This is a genomic window from Njordella calcicola (genome assembly GCF_056494125.1).
On the sequence record NZ_CM151396.1, the window covers coordinates 6,601,163 to 6,620,212 of the forward strand.

At 52.5% G+C, this 19,050-nt stretch carries 19 protein-coding genes; 13 read left to right on the forward strand and 6 right to left on the reverse strand.

Annotated elements, in window-relative coordinates; genetic code table 11:
* Position 1 precedes the first annotated feature (1 nt).
* Positions 2 to 502: a CAP domain-containing protein gene (locus SH302x_RS25445; RefSeq protein WP_479365799.1), complete on the reverse strand. Its 501-nt coding sequence runs from the start codon at positions 500 to 502 to the stop codon at positions 2 to 4.
* A gap of 421 nt (positions 503 to 923) precedes the next feature.
* Here SH302x_RS25445 and SH302x_RS25450 point away from each other — a divergent pair, with 421 nt between their 5' ends.
* Both SH302x_RS25450 and SH302x_RS25455 read left to right on the forward strand, forming a co-directional pair.
* Positions 924 to 1,802 (forward strand): MqnA/MqnD/SBP family protein, encoded by an 879-nt coding sequence (locus tag SH302x_RS25450; RefSeq protein ID WP_479365800.1) that lies wholly within the window; start codon positions 924 to 926, stop codon positions 1,800 to 1,802.
* Between the two features lie 19 nt (positions 1,803 to 1,821).
* Positions 1,822 to 2,358, forward strand: a complete 537-nt coding sequence (locus tag SH302x_RS25455) for an NUDIX domain-containing protein (RefSeq protein ID WP_479365802.1) — start codon at positions 1,822 to 1,824, stop codon at positions 2,356 to 2,358.
* Between the two features lie 542 nt (positions 2,359 to 2,900).
* Here the strand turns inward: SH302x_RS25455 and SH302x_RS25460 are convergent.
* From SH302x_RS25460 to SH302x_RS25470, 3 genes are read right to left on the reverse strand one after another with little or no spacing between them, the layout of a single operon-like run.
* Complete coding sequence (locus SH302x_RS25460; protein WP_479365804.1) at positions 2,901 to 4,067, reverse strand: AAA family ATPase; 1,167 nt, start codon at positions 4,065 to 4,067, stop codon at positions 2,901 to 2,903.
* A 5-nt stretch (positions 4,068 to 4,072) separates the two neighbouring features.
* Positions 4,073 to 4,930 (reverse strand): fumarylacetoacetate hydrolase family protein, encoded by an 858-nt coding sequence (locus tag SH302x_RS25465; protein WP_479365806.1) that lies wholly within the window; start codon positions 4,928 to 4,930, stop codon positions 4,073 to 4,075.
* Positions 4,931 to 4,960: 30 nt separating this feature from the next.
* Positions 4,961 to 5,953, reverse strand: coding sequence for a site-2 protease family protein (locus SH302x_RS25470; RefSeq protein ID WP_479365807.1), 993 nt, complete (start codon positions 5,951 to 5,953; stop codon positions 4,961 to 4,963).
* A 386-nt stretch (positions 5,954 to 6,339) separates the two neighbouring features.
* Between SH302x_RS25470 and SH302x_RS25475 the strand changes: the two genes are divergently transcribed.
* The 3 genes from SH302x_RS25475 (at position 6,340) to SH302x_RS25485 (ending at position 9,591) form a co-directional block, all read left to right on the forward strand.
* Entirely contained in the window at positions 6,340 to 7,692 is a 1,353-nt protein-coding gene (locus tag SH302x_RS25475) for a PQQ-binding-like beta-propeller repeat protein (protein WP_479365808.1), read from the forward strand.
* Positions 7,693 to 7,715: 23 nt separating this feature from the next.
* The gene (locus SH302x_RS25480; RefSeq protein WP_479365809.1) at positions 7,716 to 8,255 is read left to right on the forward strand and encodes a DUF2062 domain-containing protein; all 540 of its coding nucleotides are present in this window, start codon (positions 7,716 to 7,718) and stop codon (positions 8,253 to 8,255) included.
* 184 nt (positions 8,256 to 8,439) lie between these two features.
* Positions 8,440 to 9,591, forward strand: a complete 1,152-nt coding sequence (locus SH302x_RS25485) for a DUF1559 family PulG-like putative transporter (RefSeq protein ID WP_479365810.1) — start codon at positions 8,440 to 8,442, stop codon at positions 9,589 to 9,591.
* An 18-nt stretch (positions 9,592 to 9,609) separates the two neighbouring features.
* Here the strand turns inward: SH302x_RS25485 and SH302x_RS25490 are convergent, their stop codons facing one another.
* The gene (locus SH302x_RS25490) at positions 9,610 to 10,356 is read right to left on the reverse strand and encodes an SDR family NAD(P)-dependent oxidoreductase (RefSeq protein ID WP_479365811.1); all 747 of its coding nucleotides are present in this window, start codon (positions 10,354 to 10,356) and stop codon (positions 9,610 to 9,612) included.
* Between the two features lie 66 nt (positions 10,357 to 10,422).
* Between SH302x_RS25490 and SH302x_RS25495 the strand changes: the two genes are divergently transcribed.
* The 5 genes from SH302x_RS25495 (at position 10,423) to SH302x_RS25515 (ending at position 14,892) form a co-directional block, all read left to right on the forward strand.
* Positions 10,423 to 11,988: a sulfatase family protein gene (locus SH302x_RS25495; protein ID WP_479369316.1), complete on the forward strand. Its 1,566-nt coding sequence runs from the start codon at positions 10,423 to 10,425 to the stop codon at positions 11,986 to 11,988.
* A 269-nt stretch (positions 11,989 to 12,257) separates the two neighbouring features.
* Positions 12,258 to 12,629 (forward strand): 30S ribosomal protein S13, encoded by a 372-nt coding sequence (gene rpsM / locus SH302x_RS25500; RefSeq protein WP_479369317.1) that lies wholly within the window; start codon positions 12,258 to 12,260, stop codon positions 12,627 to 12,629.
* Positions 12,630 to 12,749: 120 nt separating this feature from the next.
* Positions 12,750 to 13,160: a 30S ribosomal protein S11 gene (rpsK, locus tag SH302x_RS25505; RefSeq protein WP_479365813.1), complete on the forward strand. Its 411-nt coding sequence runs from the start codon at positions 12,750 to 12,752 to the stop codon at positions 13,158 to 13,160.
* A 74-nt stretch (positions 13,161 to 13,234) separates the two neighbouring features.
* Complete coding sequence (locus SH302x_RS25510; protein ID WP_479365814.1) at positions 13,235 to 14,227, forward strand: DNA-directed RNA polymerase subunit alpha; 993 nt, start codon at positions 13,235 to 13,237, stop codon at positions 14,225 to 14,227.
* A gap of 65 nt (positions 14,228 to 14,292) precedes the next feature.
* The gene (locus tag SH302x_RS25515; protein WP_479365816.1) at positions 14,293 to 14,892 is read left to right on the forward strand and encodes a bL17 family ribosomal protein; all 600 of its coding nucleotides are present in this window, start codon (positions 14,293 to 14,295) and stop codon (positions 14,890 to 14,892) included.
* Between the two features lie 14 nt (positions 14,893 to 14,906).
* On the opposite strand, the gene SH302x_RS25520 is transcribed toward SH302x_RS25515, so the two are convergent.
* Entirely contained in the window at positions 14,907 to 15,926 is a 1,020-nt protein-coding gene (locus SH302x_RS25520; protein ID WP_479365818.1) for an ROK family protein, read from the reverse strand.
* Positions 15,927 to 16,161: 235 nt separating this feature from the next.
* Here SH302x_RS25520 and SH302x_RS25525 point away from each other — a divergent pair, with 235 nt between their 5' ends.
* The 3 genes from SH302x_RS25525 to SH302x_RS25535 are packed head-to-tail and all read left to right on the forward strand — an operon-like array spanning position 16,162 to position 19,049.
* Positions 16,162 to 16,707, forward strand: a complete 546-nt coding sequence (locus SH302x_RS25525) for a hypothetical protein (protein ID WP_479365820.1) — start codon at positions 16,162 to 16,164, stop codon at positions 16,705 to 16,707.
* Positions 16,708 to 16,758: 51 nt separating this feature from the next.
* Positions 16,759 to 18,249 (forward strand): arylsulfatase, encoded by a 1,491-nt coding sequence (locus SH302x_RS25530; RefSeq protein WP_479365821.1) that lies wholly within the window; start codon positions 16,759 to 16,761, stop codon positions 18,247 to 18,249.
* Positions 18,213 to 19,049 carry a biotin--[acetyl-CoA-carboxylase] ligase gene (locus tag SH302x_RS25535; protein ID WP_479365822.1) on the forward strand — a complete coding sequence of 279 codons (837 nt, stop codon included), beginning with the start codon at positions 18,213 to 18,215 and terminating at the stop codon, positions 19,047 to 19,049. Before SH302x_RS25530 ends, SH302x_RS25535 begins: the two co-directional genes overlap by 37 nt.
* The last annotated feature ends 1 nt before the right edge of the window (position 19,050 follow it).

The following is a 19,050-nucleotide window of genomic DNA, read 5'->3' on the forward strand; positions in this document are numbered from 1 at the left end:
TCTATCTCACAAACAAGTGCATATAGCGTTGGCCATCAGAGCCCATTACCCAAGCAGCACCAGCATAAGTGTAATTCTCGTAAGTGCAGCAAGTGCCCCAACCCCAGGAGGGGGCCATAGCGCCGCAACCAGCCGACTTGGCTGTCGCGCCGGCTGGCAAGTACGCGAAGTCGTTCGGCAAGTGGCCTTCGATACGTTTGGAAGCGCGAACCTGCGCACAAGCCAGAGCGGCTTGATTCAGTTGTGGATCAGGCAAAAAAGGTTTCAAGCCGCGTTGAGCTCGCGCAGCATTCACCTCGGAAAGTGCATCGGCCACCATGGCCATATTGCCAGAGGATGGTACCGGTTGAGCTGCCGCCGATGGCAGACTTTGCGACGTTTGAACCGCCGCGGAAGGGTAACTAGTTACGTTGGAAGTTGTGCGATAACTTCGAAAGGGTCCAGCTTGGACAGGAGTGTGAAGAACCAACGCCGCGATGGCAAAGAGAGAAAGAGTACGCATTACAATCCTTTTGGTATGCAAGCCATTGATGCCGCCGTATGGATCACGCTCAATCGCATTGCGATCGCTTTAAGTTGATCCGCCCGCCAACGAGCATCAAATGATACTGGAATAAACAAGCGGACCATCGTGCCGCAGAATGCCCAGCCCTGCAAGCCTTAATTGTCCGCGGTGCGGTAGGCCAGGACGACTAACCGGAAGGTAACTTTTGGCTATTTCTGAAGTTAGATTTTGCTAGCGCGACGCGTTTTTTATCTAATTTTTGAATAAATTCGAAATCCAAATACGCCTTGCGTCGCCAAAGCGCCAGAATAATCCGGGGTTAACCAGCCTCTGGATCTGCGGTACGATGATCATAGATCTATAGCAACCAACATTGAATTCCAACCTTTTCCAACTGATTTCCTGGGAGTCCATCACCGTGAGCGCCGTGCAAACTCGACAAACCATTCGCGTAGGCCATTCGCCCGATGCCGACGATGCGTTTATGTTTTATGCACTGGCCAAGGAACAGTTTGATACGACTCCTTTCGAATTTGTGCATGAACTGGTTGATATCGAGACGCTTAACCAGCGAGCTTTTCACGGCGAATTGGAACTTACCGCGGTCAGTTTGCACGCGTATGCCTATCTGCAAGATAAGTACCTGATCTGCTCGTGCGGTGCCAGCATGGGCGACAACTACGGTCCAATGGTGATCGCCAAAACGCCGATGAGCAAGGACCAGTTGCGAGGCAAAACCATTGCCGTACCGGGCTTGCTCACGACGGCGTTTCTATCGCTGAAGATGTACTTAGATGACTTCCAGCATGTAGTGGTCCCTTTCGATGAGATCATGGAAGCCGTCAAAGCAGGTGTCTATCAAGGTCAAACAATCGACGCTGGCTTGATCATTCACGAAGGCCAACTCACTTACCAAAACGAAGCGATGCATTTGGTCGAGGACCTCGGAAAGTGGTGGATGCGCGAGACGGGACTGCCGTTGCCGCTAGGTGCTAATGCGGTTCGCAAGGATCTGGGGCCTGAGAAGATCGAATTGATCAACAAGTATTTGTACATGAGCATCAAACACGGTTTAGACAATCGAAAGCACGCCTTGGATTACGCATTGAGCTGGGGCCGGGGCTTAGAACGCGACAAAGCGGATGAGTTTGTAGGCATGTATGTCAACGACTGGACTTTGGATTTCGGTGATCGCGGTCGGCAGGCCGTTGCGTTATTGCTGAAACGCGGGTACGAATGCGGAGCAATTGACCGCTTAGTCATTCCTGAATTCGTACCGCCGCCAAAGTTCAATTAAACGCTTCGGAGTTTCCTCGTTGCCGCTCAGCATTAGTTCCGCATACAAGCACTGTCTCCGCTGTGGCCATGAGGTCGCAACCACAGATGGTTCCCATTCCGTTGCCTGCAAGCACTGCAATTACACGCAGCACTTCAATCCAATAACCGCTGTCGGCGTGATCATTTACGACCAGTTCGGCGAAGTCTTGTTGATCCGCCGTAATCGCGAGCCCGGAAAAGGCAAACTTGGATTGCCAGGTGGATTTGTAGATATCGGCGAGACCGCTGAAGTGGCGGCCACGCGAGAAGTCTTTGAAGAGATCGGCATCTCTGTGACCGCTTTAGACTTCGTCGCTACATTTCCAAACCAATATCTTTATCAAAACGTGGTCGTCCCGGTTCTCGACATCTTCTTCAGCGCTCGCATGGACGACCCGGGACGCATGCACTTAGCCGCTGATGAAGTCAGCGAAGTCGTAAGGCTGCCAATCACGGAGGAAACACTATCGCAAGTTTGCTTTGAATCCAATCGGCAAGCGATCCTAATCGTAAAAGACAAACTCATTCTATTATAACGCGAGCGGCAGCAGTTTTTCTACCGTAGTGGGACTCGCCAGAATTCCATTTGTAATTCGGGAATTTTGGCGAGTCGCACTGCATCGGTACGTTTTCATCTGCGGAAGACAAACCTGACTTAGGCAAAGCTATCGCTGTTGAAGCAGTCGAGATTCCGCTGCCTCGTCGTGACCCAATGCCTCGTTACTGCAACCGAAAGTCGTCCACGATGGATGTTGGTACATTGAGACTTCCCGCCAGTCCTCACAAGCTGCCCCTGAGCACCTCGCCATAAAACTCATTAAGATATTCACACCGCGAGAGATAAGAGAAACGCGAGAGGATCAACGACCGACTAATTTAAGGCGAATGGAAGCAATAATTTTATCGTAGTAGAATCCGCCAAAATTCTATTTCTACTTAGGGAAGTCTAGCGAATTTCATTACATCAAGTACATTTCCATCTGCAGTTCTCCGAAGGATCGCGAAGGCCCATCGATTTGGCTCAATCCAAAACGTTTGATGTGTACCAAGCTGCGAGTTAAGAATGTCCAACTACGATCTATCGGGCAGGCCATTTCCAGCATGGCATGTCTAGAATATTGCCGCCAAACAAGCCCGTCGCGCCGTTGTTTTTCTCCAAACGAAACTGTTCACAGTCGGGACTGTCGCTCAACAACTCAATCAATGCTTCCGAGTGCGTAACCACGATCATCTGCGTACTGGCACTGCAGCGGACAATGAGATTGGCCAGGGCGGGCAACACATCCGGATGCAAACTGGTCTCAGGTTCGTTGAGCACAAACAGCCTGGGCGGCCGCGGGCTGAGCAGCGCCGCGCACAGCAGAAGATATCGCAAGGTTCCGTCCGATAGTTCGGCCGAACTGAGCAAGCGCATCATGCCGGACTGTTCCAGGTGAACTTCCATTCTTGCACGCTCGCATCGGACCAGCAGACGCGATTCGGGAAACGCGTCTGCGATACTTTGCTCCAAGTCCCGCTGCCCGCCGCCTTCGATGATCGTCATTAAAGCCGCCGCTAGATTCGAACCGTCGTTGGCAAGTACTTCGGTTCGCGTTCCAATCTCCACACGCCGCGCTGGTGCATCGCGATCGGACCGCAGATGATCGTAGAATCGCCAAGCGGCCAGTTGGTGGCGAATGGAAAACAACTCCGGTGCAAGCCTTGGTTCCGCAAACTCCGTAACGATACTCAAGTGCTCTGGCATGTTTTCGTCGATCGTTTGCCACTTGCCATCGATATCGCGGCAACTGACCTTTCCTCGCCGACGGTCGGCCAATAGATTGCCGCTTGTTATCTGCGAGCCTCGCCAAACCGACTCACGCTTAATCTCAGGGTCTAACATAAAGACCGACTGCGATGGCACGGGCAACCCTAAATCGATCGTATAAGTCAGTTCGTCGGTGCTGAAACCGAGTTGCAAGGCAATCGGTTTTGAACGCTTATAACTGCCTTGGATGGGATTGTCGCCTGAGAGCGTCTGAGCGGATACGCGTTCTGGGCCAGCCCATAGTGCCGAAGGCAGCCCGCCTTCCTTCGCCAGCGAACTGATCAATTGGCCGTGGCTGATATCGGCCATCAACCGAAGCGCACGATAGATGTTTGATTTCCCGCTGCCATTGGGCCCAGTGATCAGATTCAATTGCCGCAACCGCAACGCAATCTGCTTGACCGATCGATAGCCCGCGATAGCGATGGTGTTTAGCATCCAGGCTAGCCTTGAATGCAACGATTGGTCAGTACGCCAATCTGTTCAATTTCTATTTCCACTTGATCACCTGGTCTCAGGAAGCGTTGCGGTTGCCGCGCCATTCCCACGCCGGGTGGAGTGCCCGTATAGATCACATCGCCGGGACTGAGCGTCATGACTTGCGAGATATACATGACCAGATGGACGGGATTGAAGATCATCTCGCGAGTTGTACCATCCTGCATCGTTTCACCATTGATGCGACAGGCAATCCGCAGGTCGGTTGGGTCCGAGATTGAATCGGCTGTGACGATCGCCGGTCCCATCGGAGCGAACGTATCGAACGATTTGCCTAGGAACCATTGCTTGCCGGGTTTGCCCGTTTGCCAATCGCGAGCAGAGACGTCATGGCCGACGCTGTAACCAAAAATTGCGGACTTTGCAGTCGCCTCGTCAGCGTCCTTAATTGTTTTGCCAATCACCACGACAAGCTCGGCTTCGTAGTCCACTTTATCGCTGACGCGGGGCAAAATAATATCGTCGCCATCGCCAATCATTGCTGTCGGCATTTTGCAAAACACAATTGGCTCGTCAGGAATCGTCGCTCCTGTTTCGGCTGCATGATCGCGATAGTTAAGCCCGATGCACAAGATCTTGCCGGGGCGGGATAGCGGAGCCAATATTCGAAGCGGCTCTTCGGAGACACCCAAGCGTTTGGATAAATAGTCGATCCGCGAAGCAAAATCATCCCACTTGGCAATCACTTCGATGGTATCGGTAGGCAGCGTAGTGTCGGAACCGGTGATGTCTTGAATCCCGGAAGTGGTCAAGAACCCCCACCCCAGTGAACGATCATTTCTGCGAAATCGACAAATCTTCATGGATGCCCTTCGATACAGTTTCTCAAAACATTAATACAAAAGTGGACGTGCTGGAATACACAGCAACGGTAAAGACAGCGACGCAATCGCCAAGATCGATCTTGCCCAACCAATCTGCACCGCATCATTTCGGCTGGGGGGATGCCGCAGCTTCAACAGTAAAATCAAAACCAACATCAGCATAAAGGGATACTGCCCCGTCGCGAAGATGTACACCACGCACAAGGCATAGGCCGTATATGCTACGTACACCGACAGTGGCCCAAGCAATCCAAACGTCACGTGCCCACCATCCAGTTGGCTCATCGGCAACATGTTCAGGCCAGTTACAAACAAACCAATCCAGGCAGCCATCAGCAATGGCGAAACAGCCGCCGGCGAAAAGCCATCTGCGACGCTAAACATATCCGTTTTCATCCACGTATCGAGCATTTGGAAGATCAAGGGGACTCCCAGGCGAAAATTGCCGACCGTCGTGTACTCAGGCGGATTATCGCTGAGCAAACCAAGGACTGCCACCGGAATGGCGACCACTAAACCGGCCAGTGGCCCCGCAATACCGATATCAAAAATCTCTTTGCGGTTCGCGCTGCGGCCGTCCATCATGATGACCGCCCCGCATGTTCCAAACGCGTTAAATGGAAATGGAATGAAGATTGGATAGGACGACATGACGCGGTAGATGCGGGTCATCACATAGTGTCCCATTTCATGAGCAAGCAAAATGCCGATAACCGCCGCAGAAAAGATCAACCCTGTTCCCCAATTGGCAATCAAGCATTGCCGAATCAGCAAAGCCGACGATTCGCTGATCGTTTCCGACAAAATGTTCTCCGGCGACCAGGCAGTAACTCCCGCCCAGAATGTCGAGACGATCGTCAGCAAGAACATCACTAGCGGGAAAAGCCATCTGCGTCGCTGCTGCGGAGGCTCAAAGACCTCGTACTGCGTGTCGAAACGCGATCCATAATCGGAATCGAGTCGCGGGTGATCCTGAGTCGCCGTTTCCGAGCTATTGGACAAAACTTTCAGCCTTTCAAATTTCGTAACCGTTCACGGACACATCTTGTTTAACCATCTGCCGCTAACGGGTAAACGCAATAGCGTGCAATCAATAGCAGTGAACACCGTCGGCTTATTCTAAGCGATTCTTCCCCGTGCGCTAACTAGCGGAAGCGAAGCAATTCGCGGTTAATCCCAATCCTCATCAAAGCCCAATCCGCAGATACTCGCTATGAGCGACGCGAAAAGATCTAGATCGAAAGGTGGTCGGCCAAGGCAACTGCAGCGCACATCTGCTACCATGGCGAACTAATCAGCTACTGGTACAATCGCGATCAATACAAGTTCCGATTTCACCAAACGCTTCAGCCAAGCCCGAATTTTTCTACGAACCCCAACCTACTGTCATGATCACTCGCATCTTTGCCGCAACGCGTTTAGGCACTTTATGCTTGACAGCAATAGGCCTAACCAGCTTCGCTCAACCGGCTATTTCTCAGGACTGGCCTCAGTTCAACGGCGTACATCGCGACGGTAAACTGCCCGATAACTACCAACTAACTGAATTGCCGCCGGGTGGGTTAACCAAACGCTGGTCAGCGGAGATTTCCGGTGGCTATTCTGGGATTGCGGTCGATCAAAATCGTTTGGTTGTGACCGATTTTGTACTTGAATCTGGCTCGGTGACCAACAATCCAGGTTCGCGTGACGAAGTTGTTGGCCAGGAACGCGTGCTGTGCTTTGATGCGACGACCGGCGATTTGCTGTGGCGACACGCCGAGAATCGTCAAATCGCGGTCTCGTTTGCAGTTGGACCGCGGGCGACTCCTACCATTGATGGCGATGTTGTCTACACGCTTGGCAGCGAAGGCCATTTGATCGCTCAAAACATCCGCTCGGGCGAGGTTCTATGGCAAATTGCACTTAAAGAACGCTACAACACCGAAAGTCCATTGTGGGGATATTCTGCGTCCCCTTTGGTGGCCGGCAAATTGCTGTACACGTTGGCTGGTGGAGTTGGCAGCACGGTCGTCGCTGTGGACAAAATGACCGGCAACGAAGTTTGGCGAGCAGGCAGTTCGGCCGCTACCGGGTACTGCCCGCCTATGATGCTAGGCCAAGGCGACGAGCAGCAGTTGCTGATTTGGGATCCCGAAAAGCTGAACGGTATCGATCCCATGACGGGAGAAGTTCTTTGGACAGAACCTTTGAAGCCACAGTACGAAATGTCGATCGCTCCGCCACTGTTGCACGACGGAAAACTGTATGTCAGCGGCATCGGCGAGGTCGCAGCGATGTATCAAGTCAAAGCGAATCGCGCTGGACTTGAAAAACTTTGGAGCGAAAACAATCCAAAAGCAGCCGTCTACCTTTCGAATGCTTCCGGAGTCTTCGTCGACGACATGATCGCGGGCAGCGATTGCGGCAGCGGTAACTTTATTGCGATCAATCCTAAGGACGGGACAAGGTATTGGGAAAGTATGAAGCCGACGGCCAACACCGATCGACGAGCCAGCCATGGAACCGCCTTTGTGTTTCCGGCCAGCAATGGGTTGTACTATTTATTGAGCGAAACAGGCGACTTTTTGATCGCCAAACTATCACCGGCAGGTTATGAAGAAATCTCGCGGCAGAATCTCTTGGAGCCAACCAACTCGTGGCAAGGGCGCAAGGTCCTGTGGGCTTATCCAGCGTTCGCCAATGGGTGTATCTATGTTCGCAACGACAAAGAAGTTGCTTGCTTTCAAGTCCAACCCTGAAGTTAGCAAGCGGCCAAATTGAAATGATGCGAGAACGCCTTAAGTCGCTTGCGACCACACTGCGAGTCATTGATGATACGCCTCATCGGATCGCTTTAGGCATGGCGTTGGGCATTTTTGTGTCCTGGACACCTACAGTCGGAGCTCAAACGTTATTCATCCTGCCGCTCGCATGGTTAATACGAGCCAACGTGGTATCCGCAATTATCGGCATCTACTTGTCTAACCCCATCACATTGCTACCCATGTATTGGGTAGAGTATCGGGTGGGGGCGATGTTCATGCCCAATCCCCCCACGATCGAAGATTTCAAGAACGCGTGGAGCGCTCAGGAAACGACGAATGCTGCACTGCAGGCCAGCGGAGTGGGCTGGCGGTTATGGTTGGCCATGTGGATTGGCGGAATCATCATCGGCGCGGTCTGTGTCGTCCCAAGCTATTTCGCGACGCACTGGCTGGTGCTTCGTTCGCGAGCCAGACGCCTGCGCGATGCCGCGGCGGCAGAGAAGTTAGCCGAGTTGAACTCGAACGACAAAGAGCCTGCTCCACCCCCCGATAAGTAGAGTGGGCTGCCAGCCCGTTGAGGGTTTTGGGAATGGTTCTAAAGAGCCGCCTGTGTTAAGAAATCTAGTTGCAATCTTAACACTTCGTTTGTCAGTTCATGATGGCTGGTAAGCTATAGTTGATGATTCCGCGATGGAAGATCGCTTCGATCCGTCCGTTCCTATTCTGCACTCGAGAATCATCATGCAAACATCTCGTAAAGGCTTCACCATTGTCGAGATGTTGGTTGTCCTGATTATCATCGGAGTGTTAGTTGCGTTGATCTTCCCAGCTATTCAAGCCGCGCGAGAAACGGCACGACGAGCGCAGTGCATGAGCAGTCTGCGACAAATGGGCTTGGCACTTGTCAATTATGAGTCGACGCATCGCTATTATCCCGAAGGCCGCATGGCGCCCGATTATGTTTTGAACGGTGTGGCCCAAGCAAACTACACCAATTACAACTCGGTACCCACTAGCGGTGCTTGGACAGGCTTTCGATCTGTTCACACGTTTCTTCTACCGCACATGGAGCAAAGCGTGGTGTACAACTTGATTAACTTCACCGCCTCGACATCGGTCCGCATGACCCAAAACGGTAACCCGGTGAACGCAAACTATGAAGCGTACTCTTATGCGCAAGGCTTGTTCATCTGCCCATCGGAGTACAACAACTTAGTGGTCGTATCCGAGAACAATTATCGCTACAACTTTGGCGGCAGCACACATTTCGCTGGTGCGGAAAACTCGAGCCGCAACAACAATCTTGCAGCGACCATTAATGTTGCTGGCAAAAGGCTTTCGTCACGTGGGAATGGCGCATTCACCATCGGCTCGCCCTTGAAAGCTGCTGATTTCCTGGACGGGTTATCCAACACCGTGGTCTTCTCGGAACGCATTATGGGCAGTGGGGGGCGTATGGATTTGCAGCTTCCTCAGAAAGGAGACATCACTACCATGCCAGGACGCGTCAACGCGATGCTCGATCCAGACGTTGCCATGCGAAATTGTTCTGTTCCGCCGTTTATTGCGACGACAAACTTCAATTCCGCGGGTCGTTGGATTGGCGGTGAAGACTGGTCCAATGGCTGGCCTTTCGCGTTCTATACCAGCACGATGTATAACCACGTCGCTCCCCCGAATTGGAAGTTCAACGACTGCGGAACTTGGAGCGCGACGCCCGATGCACCTGGCGAGCATGCGATTGTATCCGCTCGCAGCTATCATCGCGGCGGCGTCAATGTGGTCAGAGGAGATGGCTCAACGCAGTTCGTGCACGACGAAATCGATTTGCCAACGTGGCGAGCGGTTGGTACGCGCGCCGAGCAAGAGAAACTGTCGCTGCCCTCGAAGTAAGCAGCAGCCACGACGACCTCAGCGGGCTGTCCAACCGCCATCGACATACAACAAGCTGCCCGTCGTGAAGCTAGAAGCTGGACTGGCGAGGTAAATTGCGGCTCCTTGAATTTCTTCCATCTTGCCCCAACGTTCGAGCGCCACTGCGCCAACAATGAACTTTTTGGCTTCCTCGGTATCCGCGATAGGCACATTCATTTCCGTCAAGAATGGTCCTGGGCAAATCGCGTTGCAAGTGACGCCGAAATGAGCCACCTCCAATGCTAACGCTCGCGTCAATTGCACCACCGCCCCCTTGCTGGTGGCATAAGGCGTGCGATTAGCGAGCCCCACAACTCCCAGCGTGCTGGCCATATTGATGATGCGTCCATACTTGGCCTCCTTCATGATCGGCAGCACAGATCGACACGCGTTCCAACTCCCATGAACATTGGTTCGGATCACTTGATCAAATTGATCGCTGCTCAGGTCGGTGATAGGGCCCCGGATATTGATACCTGCGCTATTGATGAGGATATCGACACGTCCCCAACGCTTGCGTGCGGCTGCGACAGCGTCCTGCATGGCTTGTAAATCGGTAACATCTGCCGCATGAGAGACTGCTTCGATGTTGTACTCTTTTGACAACTGTTCAGCGACTTGTTCGGTTGTGACTGTGTCGCGGCCCAGCAACATCAGGTTGGCTCCAGCAGACGCGAGCCCTGCGGCCATCGCTGCTCCCAAGCCCTTCCCACCGCCAGTGATAATCGCGACGTGCGAGTCCATGCGGAACTGTTTGATTCCTGGTAAACTGTGGAGAGTCATATCTAACTTGAGGTCACTATTATTATGATGAAAAACAAAACTCGATTCTGGTGCGTCTTGGCAGTTTATAAGAAGCTGCAGAGGCCCATTCTACTGAATTTGGTGAGCTTGATTTTCGCATCGAACATTTTGTGTGCGGCCGAACGAAACATCGTTTTCTTTATCACCGACGATGAAGGCCCGACTTTGGGTTGCTATGGCGATACATCGGCCAGGACGCCCGCTATCGACGCCATGGCCGCTGATGGCGCGGTCTTCCGCAATGCATTTGCGACCACGGCTTCGTGCAGCGCCAGTCGTTCGGTCATCTTGTCCGGACTGCACAATCACAAGAACGGGCAATTCGGCCATCAACATGACTATCATAAGTTCGCTTCGTTCGATCATGTCGCCAGCCTTGCTCTTCCACGCGTGCTGACGCAAGCCGGCTATCGCACCGCTCAGATAGGTAAATACCATGTCGCGCCCGAGTTCGTTTATCACTTTGAACAGTATTTGCCTGGCCAGGAACGCAACGTGGTCCAAATGGCCGAGAATTGTCGTAAGTTCATCATGGCAGAAGACGACAGGCCTTTCTTTTTGTATTTCGCTACGGCCGATCCACATCGGGGCGCCCAAGCGGACGAAACCTCGGCGTTAGAGCTCAAGCCCAACTTGTTTGGCAACAAACCCAATCGAGGCAGTTATCCCAACACGACCGAGCAGTTTTTTGAGCCCAGCGACGTGACGGTGCCATACTTCCTAACCGATACGCCTGAGACGCGAGCCGAACTAGCGCAGTACTATCAATCGTGCAGTCGGATCGACCAAGGATTTGCAAAGCTGATCGAGATCTTGAAAGAGGCGGGCGTTTACGACAAGACCTTGATTGTCTTTACTTCCGATCATGGGATGGCGTTTCCTGGAGCGAAAACCACGGTGTATGAAGCTGGATTGCGTGTGCCCTTTGTGGTGCGCAATCCCTACAGCGGCAGTCGAGGGGTGCAGACACAAGCGATGATTAGTCATATTGATATCACGCCCAGCTTGCTCGATTTCGCGGGCGGATTGGATCAGGAGGTGAATGGTCCCAAGGCTTGGGTGCCACCACAGGAGATCTTGGCCGAAAACCACCGCGACACGAAAGACAATCATGCCGGGCCGTTCAAGTTCCGAAGCTACCACGGTAAGTCATGGCTGCATGTACTGGACAACCCTCAATCCACGCACTGGGACACGATCTTTGCCTCCCACACCTTCCACGAGATCCAGATGTACTACCCAATGCGAGTGGTCCGGGACAGCAGCTACAAATTGATCTGGAATATTGCGCATCCATTGCCTTTTCCGTTTGCGTCAGATCTTTGGATTGCCTCCAGTTGGCAGGCACAATTCTCGCAGGGAACCGACGCGCCGTACGGCCAGAAAACGGTTGGCGAGTATATCCAACGGCCTGAGTTCGAATTGTATGACATGCAAAGCGATCCTCAGGAAGCCAAGAATTTAGCGTCCGATCCTGCATTTTCGGCCACTTTGGAGCGGTACAAGACCAAGCTTCGCGAGCATCAAGACGCTTTGGAGGATCCTTGGAAGATCAAATGGGAATACGAGTGAACCGCAGCTCGGGAGCGAGAAAATGCGGAGTTTCTGGCTACTGGACGAGCGTGCATTTTGGCCGCAGCCCTCTGTCTAGGAAAAGAACAGTTTCGTCTTTTTTTGGAACAAGGCTTGCGTAGCTGGTATCCTTGTCGATACACTACGCGGCTCGCTGTTTACTAGCTTGCATAGGGGGAGTCCTGCAAAGGCCCCCTGTTCAGTTTGAATTTTGCAAGTTTTTTGGTCTTGTTGCGTTGGTTGAAGGAGTCGGCTAGATGCCGCGTTTACTGGGTGTTGACCTTCCGAATGAGAAGAAGACTGTCATTTCGTTGCAGTATCTTTACGGTGTTGGCGACTATGTCGCACGAGAAGTCTGTGAGAAATTGCAGATTGATCTCAACAAGCCTGCGCGTGAACTGACCGAAGACGAACTGAGCCGCATCGGTGCAATGCTCGAACGTGATTACACGGTCGAGGGGCCACTGCGCCGCACGGTTGGCCAAAATATTCAGCGATTGAAAGAAATTCGTTGCTATCGCGGGATGCGGCATCGATCCAGTTTGCCAGTTCGTGGTCAACGAACGCGAACTAATGCACGTACCAGGAAGGGGCCGCGTAAGACGGTCGCCGGTAAGAAGGGCGTGAAGGATCTGAAATAGTGATCGCTAGCAGCGTGGATTGGGTGTTGGTTCGCTCAAGAAATATGCTGCTGGTCGGATGAATCGCTGTCGATGCGTCGTTTTTGATTTGCCTATTTTGTAAGTAACAGGGTTTGGATCGTGGCTAAGGCTGGAAGTTCCTCAAACAATAATTCGAATAACAAGCGTAAAAAAGTTCGCCGCAACGTAACGCAGGCGATCGCTTTTATTAAGAGCACGTTCAACAACACGCACGTCACGATCACTGATCTGAAGGGCGATACGTTGTGCTGGGCAAGCGGTGGCACGAGCGGCTTCAAGGGCAGCCGTAAGAGTACGCCTTTCGCTGGCCAAGTTGCTGCTCAACAAGCTGCTGAAAAGGCCGCGAAGTACGGTGTTAAGGAGATTGAGGTGCGAGTGAAGGGGCCTGGAGCTGGCCGCGAATCGGCAATCACAGCGTTACAAAGCGCTGGGATTACAGTGAAGCAAATCCAGGATACCACTCCTATCCCTCACAACGGCTGTCGACCACGGAAGCGACGCCGCGTCTAGGTCGACGACGAGTAAAGGATTGTAAACCCATTTTTTCATTTCGGTTTCACTGCTAAAGAACAGAGGTTACCACGATGCATGTCCGCTGGCGTGGTCTGGAATTGCCAAGCAACGTACAGGTCGAGCGCTCGACGCTGAGCCCGACTTACGGGAAGTTTTACGCTGAGCCGTTTGAACGCGGTTACGGTGCTACGATCGGCAATAGCTTGCGACGCGTCCTGCTTTCTAGCTTGGAAGGTAGCGCGGTCACGCAAATCAAGATTCGTGGAGCTCAACATGAGTTCTCTTCGATTCCTGGCGTGATGGAAGACGTAACGGAGATTGTCCTGAACGTTAAAAGCTTGATTGTCAAAAATCACAGCGACTCGACGCGTGTTATCACCGTCGAAAAGAACTCAGCAGGTGAAATTCGCGGTAGCGACGTTCAAACCGATGCTGATGTTGAGATCATTAACAAGGACCATGTCCTGGCAACCTTGACCTCCGATACACCTTTCATGATGGAAATGGTCGTTGAGAATGGTCGCGGCTATATTCCCGCGACGGAACATTCCAGCGGCGATCATGAAATTGGGATTATCCCCGTCGATGCCTTGTATTCCCCGGTCGTCCGCGTCCGATACGATGTCGAGGAAACTCGCGTTGGTCAAAAGACGAACTACGACCGCTTGAATCTGGAAATTTGGACGGATGGTTCCGTTGGCCCCGAAATGGCCCTGGTCGAAGCGTCAAAGATCTTGCGGAAACACCTCAACCCGTTTGTGCAATACGCAGAGCTTGGCCGACAAGTACACGCGACTGCTCGCGGAGGCCCGGGTAGCGCAGAAGCTCAATTGGAATCCAAACTGAATATGTCGGTAGCGGAACTGCGCCTGTCAGTCCGAGCCAGCAATTGCTTGGAAGCAGAAGGCATTCAAACACTGCGAGATCTAGTTCAACGCACCGAAGACCAGCTTTTGGAAGTTCGCAATTTCGGCGAAACAACCTTGACTGAGGTTCGTGAAAAGCTGAGCCAGCACGGTTTGCACCTTGGCATGCGAGTTCCATCCAGCCAATCCCTGCGATAAGCAGGCTTGGCAACAACGAAGATACATTTTCATCCATTTGTTTGATTTATTGATTTGGTCTAATCATGCGACACTTACGACGCGGACGTCGGTTGAACCGAACGTCTCCACACCGCAAATCGTTATTTGCTAACCTGATTTCGGCTTTGTTGCTTACCGAGCGAGAAGTTTTGGAAGGCGTTGATCCAAACGCGCCCAAGACTCCTGGTCGTATCATTACGACCTTGGAAAAAGCGAAGGAAATTCGTCCGCTGTTGGAGCGCTGTGTCACCATCGCCAAAAAGGGCTTGGCCGCAGAAGCCACTGCCGAACAATTCGCGGCCCCCAACGACGATCGTAAATCGGACGCGTGGAAGCAATGGCGAACCAGCGACGCTTGGAAGCAGTGGGCAAATGCTCGAGCTCCTGGAGTCAACGCACGCCGCAAAGTGTTGTCGGTGATCCGCAACAAGCAAGCGGTTTCCATTCTCTTTGACAAGGTCGCGCCGCGATTTACCGATCGCAACGGCGGCTACACTCGCATTTTGCGGCTTGCCAAGCCTCGCCTGGGTGATAACGGCACTCGTGCGTTGCTTGAGTTCGTCGGCCAAAACGACCGCGTCAGCAAGAAGAAGGCTCAAAAGCCTGAATTCGCCGCTGCGTCCAGTGAGACCGCCAGCGAATAAGCTGCACGGAGCTCTTAGGATTCTACCATTTGTTTCGCTAATCCTGCGGCGCCCAGATATCCGGCGTCGCCACCCAGGGTTGCGAAACGAATCTCGGTGCCATTGGCAATGTTCGCGAAACTGCGAGCTCTCAAGCCAACCACAATGTTCGATAGAAATCTACGACCTATCGGACAGCCGGCCCCTCCAAAGGTCATCGCCCCACCGATGACCACCAGTCCCGGGTCCAACGCATGCACTATTGATGTGATCCCAATCGCCAAATATTCGGCTGTCTCATCAATAATTTGGTTGGCCAACCCGTCGTTATGCAGCGCCGCGTCGTGCAGCATTCGGCCATTGAGTTGCGATTGCCTGCCGCTCAAGAGACTTGACGCCCCGGCATCTAATCTCTCCCGAGTAATATTGATAACCGCGCTCGCACTCGCATACGCTTCTAAGTGTCCTCTTCCGCCCCCCCAAGCACAAAGTCTTGCATTCGGGCTGCCATCAATGATGATGTGCCCAAGTTCGCCGCAAGAAGAGTTCTTGCCCACACACATGCGACCATCCAAAACAATTCCACCACCGACGCCAGTCCCAAGCGTGAGCATCGCCATGCTTGTGTAGCTATGTCCGCTGCCCAACCAGTACTCGCCCCAACTTGCCGCGTTGGCATCGTTGTTGTAAGCCACTTTGAGTCCTGACAAATTCTCTAGGCACGAGACGATGGGAAAGTGATGCCAGTTCGGATGGTTGGGCGGCTCGATCAGAAGTCCATTAGGAATATCCTGCGGGCCTGGTGTGCCCAACCCAATGGCGGCCAACGAGCGATGGTCAATCCCGATAGCTCGTGTGATACGATCGATTGCTTCTACCGATGCTGACATCGCAGCTTTGGGGCCTTCGGGTTCCTTGGTCGCAATTTCTTCAAACCCCAAGGTGTTGCCAAATGTATCCACGATTCCAATCTTGATCGATGTGCCACCGACATCAACGCCCGCGAAGAAAGGCGGTTTGGCATCCGACAGGTTTACGATTGCTTGTTTGGTCATTCAGGTCACTTTCTCTAGAGCGATTGAATCAAGATTTGGCGGACAGCGTAGCCTTTAGTGTAAGTCAAGTTGAACGGCAGCGACATCCGAATTTTCCCGGCCGATGCAGACTCCGCCAGACAAGTCCCTTGCCAGAAGCTGGCGCGACGCCATCACCATCCCGAAATAGGTACAATAGAGATCAGTCGACAGACAATCCTCATTTGCTCCTCTCATCTATCCGGCAGGTGCCATCATGATCGATACGATTCTCGAACGTCCCATGTTTGTTGCCATTCTTGGAGGCATTGTTGGGCTTACGCTGGCCTGGATATGGCTGCAGACCAGTTACAAGTCAATCGCTTATGCCGCGGCATTGGTACTGGTGTTGACGGCCGTATGTGTCACCTTAGGCTACACGATTGATACGCCGCGTGAACAGATCACGGCCTGGTTATATGAAACGGCGAATGAGTTACAATCGAATCGATTTGACTTGATTCAGCAAAAGATCCATCCCGGAGCTTCGCCCGAATTGCGTTCGTTGGAAGCGCGAGCTGAAGGGTTGGAATTCAAAGTAGCAGCGATCAAGAAGATCCATGAGATTATCCTGACAGGCACCGAGCCCAATCGCAAAGCGATCGTGAAGATGAATGTTTTTGTCGAACTTGCGATTAGTGGTTATGACCAAAAGATCCCTCGCTATGTTGAACTGACGATGTATCAAGTCGATGGTCAATGGTTGGTCAGCGACGCACGCCATGAAGAGCCAACTTATGGCTTTCGTATCCACAACGACTAGTTATGCAATCGCATGTTTGTCCAACTTCTCACTATCAAGGAAACTTCCAGAATGATTAGTAGATCACGCCGATTGGTTCGAACTTGTTGCCTACTAACGATCGTTTCGATTGGAGTAAGCGCAGTGGCAAGGGCTCAGGAAGCAGCGACTTCAACCAACAGTTCGCTTCCGAACATTGTGTTGATCATGGCTGATGATTTAGGCTATGGAGAAATTGGATACTATGGACAACAGCGAATTCAGACACCAAGAATTGACCAGTTGGCTGCTCAGGGAATGGCGATGACGCAGTTCTATGCGGGAGCCACCGTATGCGCGCCATCGCGATGTACGTTGATGACTGGCAGGCACAACGGGCATGCTACCGTCCGAGGTAACGCAGGATTTGAAAACCCGATCGCACAGTCCTTGCTAGCCGACGACTACACGATGGCTGAGATGCTCAAAGAACGTGGATATGATACGGCTTGCATCGGCAAATGGGGGCTTGGTGAACTAGGCGAACCCGGACATCCGATGGATCAGGGCTTTGACCATTTCTTTGGTTACTTGAATCAACATCATGCGCATAATTACTATCCTGGCTTTCTGTTTCACGACCGCAATCCTGTGACCTTACGCAACGTCGTGCAACTGGCCAATCCAGAACGAGGGGATGTCGGCGGTGGATATGCGACGACGAAAGTCGATTACTCGCATGACTTGTTTATGGACAAGGCCGTTGCCTTCATCACTCGTCCTCGCGAGAATCCATTCTTTCTCTATTTGGCCCTTACGCTGCCCCACGAAAATAACGAAGCGAATCGCATGATCGGTAACGGAGCGGAAGTGCCAGACTGGTCACAATACGACGAGGAAGACTGGAGCCTGAACACGAAACAGCATGCTGGAATGATCTCCAAATTGGATGAAGGGGTGGGCCGCATTGTCGATCAATTGAAGCGACTTTCGCTAGAAGAAAACACGCTGATTGTATTCACCAGCGATAATGGGCCACACAATGAATCCAGCCATGACCTTTCCGTTTTCGATCCCTCCGGCCCGCTGCGAGGAATCAAACGAGCGCTCTACGAAGGCGGGGTCCGCGTGCCAACCATCTGTTATTGGCCAGGCAAGATCGAACCCGCATCGGTAAGCGACCATATCGGTTTTAGTGGCGATTTCTTTGCCACATTCGCTGATTTGACTGGAGGCCCTGTCACTCACGAGAACGGTCCTATCGATAGCATCTCCATTGCACCTACGCTGTTGCAGGGGTGGGCTGAAGCGTTTGGCCCTCAAAAGAATCACCCGTACCTGTACTTTGAATTTTACGAGCAAGGCTCGCGACAATCTGTTCGCTTTGGAGATTGGAAGGCGATTCGAGAGCCCATGCTGACCGGCCGCGTGCAGTTGTTTAACTTGAAGGAAGATTTAGGTGAAACCAACGACCTGGCTCAGAGCCATCCCGAACAAGTGCAGCAAGCAATCCGCTACATGGATGAAGCACATGTTCCGAACGAACGTTGGCAAGTCCCTGTGAAGCAGGCGAAGTCGAATTGATTGTGATCCCAGATTGGTTTTGCTCTGTCACGGAATTGGACGAGATCGATTCGACCAACTCCTATATCCAGCGTCAACTCGCCAATGGTGAAGAGCTCTCCGGTTTGCCTTGGCTGGTTCATGCCACTCAACAAACCGCAGGTCGCGGCCGAAATGCGAAATCATGGCTCAGTGACTGTAATTCGCTGACGTTTTCTATCGCTTGGCAGCCCCCCCCTGTTGATCCACTGCGGCTCGCTCGATTGCCACTGCATGTAGGTATTGCGGTCTCCGAAGCGCTTAGGCCTTGGGTCGACGTCTTCCCCAAAGTCAAATGGCCAAATGACGTCATGCTCGCTGGTCGCAAAGCGTCTGGCATTTTAATGGAGTCGACAAAGCTAGCCGGAGAACAAGTTCAGGCATCGCAAAGTTTACCGGTGCTGATCATTGGCATTGGCATAAACTGTGATGTTGATCTAGCAGTGTTGGATCCTGTCGTCGCATCGCGAGCCACCAGTGTTCGGCATCACTTGAAAAGCGAACATAGTGTGCTGGATAATGCTGCGCTGAAAAAGCTGGTCTTCCAAAGCGTGCTTGTTCAGTTGGCAAGAATGCTTTCCAGTTTTGCCCAATCAGTGATCGACCTGGAAGCGGATTGGCCACGCTTCTGCTTCTTGAGCGGCAGATACATCGCGGTGCAAACTCCGATGGGCCGCCTGGAGGGCGAGTGCCAAGGCATCGATGAACGCGGAGCGATTATTGTCCGTGATGCCAACGGCCACTGGCAAACCGCTTTGTCTGGCGAAGTCATCGAGTACTGAA

Excerpts from the sequence above, each read along its gene's own strand:
- SH302x_RS25475 (WP_479365808.1), top strand. The coding sequence starts at position 6,340 with ATGATCACTCGCATCTTTGCCGCAACGCGTTTAGGCACTTTATGCTTG.
- SH302x_RS25465 (WP_479365806.1), bottom strand. The coding sequence starts at position 4,930 with ATGAAGATTTGTCGATTTCGCAGAAATGATCGTTCACTGGGGTGGGGG.
- SH302x_RS25520 (WP_479365818.1), bottom strand. The coding sequence starts at position 15,926 with ATGACCAAACAAGCAATCGTAAACCTGTCGGATGCCAAACCGCCTTTC.
- SH302x_RS25495 (WP_479369316.1), top strand. The coding sequence starts at position 10,423 with ATGAAAAACAAAACTCGATTCTGGTGCGTCTTGGCAGTTTATAAGAAG.
- SH302x_RS25445 (WP_479365799.1), bottom strand. The coding sequence starts at position 502 with ATGCGTACTCTTTCTCTCTTTGCCATCGCGGCGTTGGTTCTTCACACT.
- SH302x_RS25530 (WP_479365821.1), top strand. The coding sequence starts at position 16,759 with ATGATTAGTAGATCACGCCGATTGGTTCGAACTTGTTGCCTACTAACG.
- SH302x_RS25480 (WP_479365809.1), top strand. The coding sequence starts at position 7,716 with ATGATGCGAGAACGCCTTAAGTCGCTTGCGACCACACTGCGAGTCATT.
- SH302x_RS25515 (WP_479365816.1), top strand. The coding sequence starts at position 14,293 with ATGCGACACTTACGACGCGGACGTCGGTTGAACCGAACGTCTCCACAC.
- SH302x_RS25490 (WP_479365811.1), bottom strand. The coding sequence starts at position 10,356 with ATGGACTCGCACGTCGCGATTATCACTGGCGGTGGGAAGGGCTTGGGA.
- SH302x_RS25460 (WP_479365804.1), bottom strand. The coding sequence starts at position 4,067 with ATGCTAAACACCATCGCTATCGCGGGCTATCGATCGGTCAAGCAGATT.
- SH302x_RS25485 (WP_479365810.1), top strand. The coding sequence starts at position 8,440 with ATGCAAACATCTCGTAAAGGCTTCACCATTGTCGAGATGTTGGTTGTC.
- SH302x_RS25525 (WP_479365820.1), top strand. The coding sequence starts at position 16,162 with ATGATCGATACGATTCTCGAACGTCCCATGTTTGTTGCCATTCTTGGA.
- SH302x_RS25510 (WP_479365814.1), top strand. The coding sequence starts at position 13,235 with ATGCATGTCCGCTGGCGTGGTCTGGAATTGCCAAGCAACGTACAGGTC.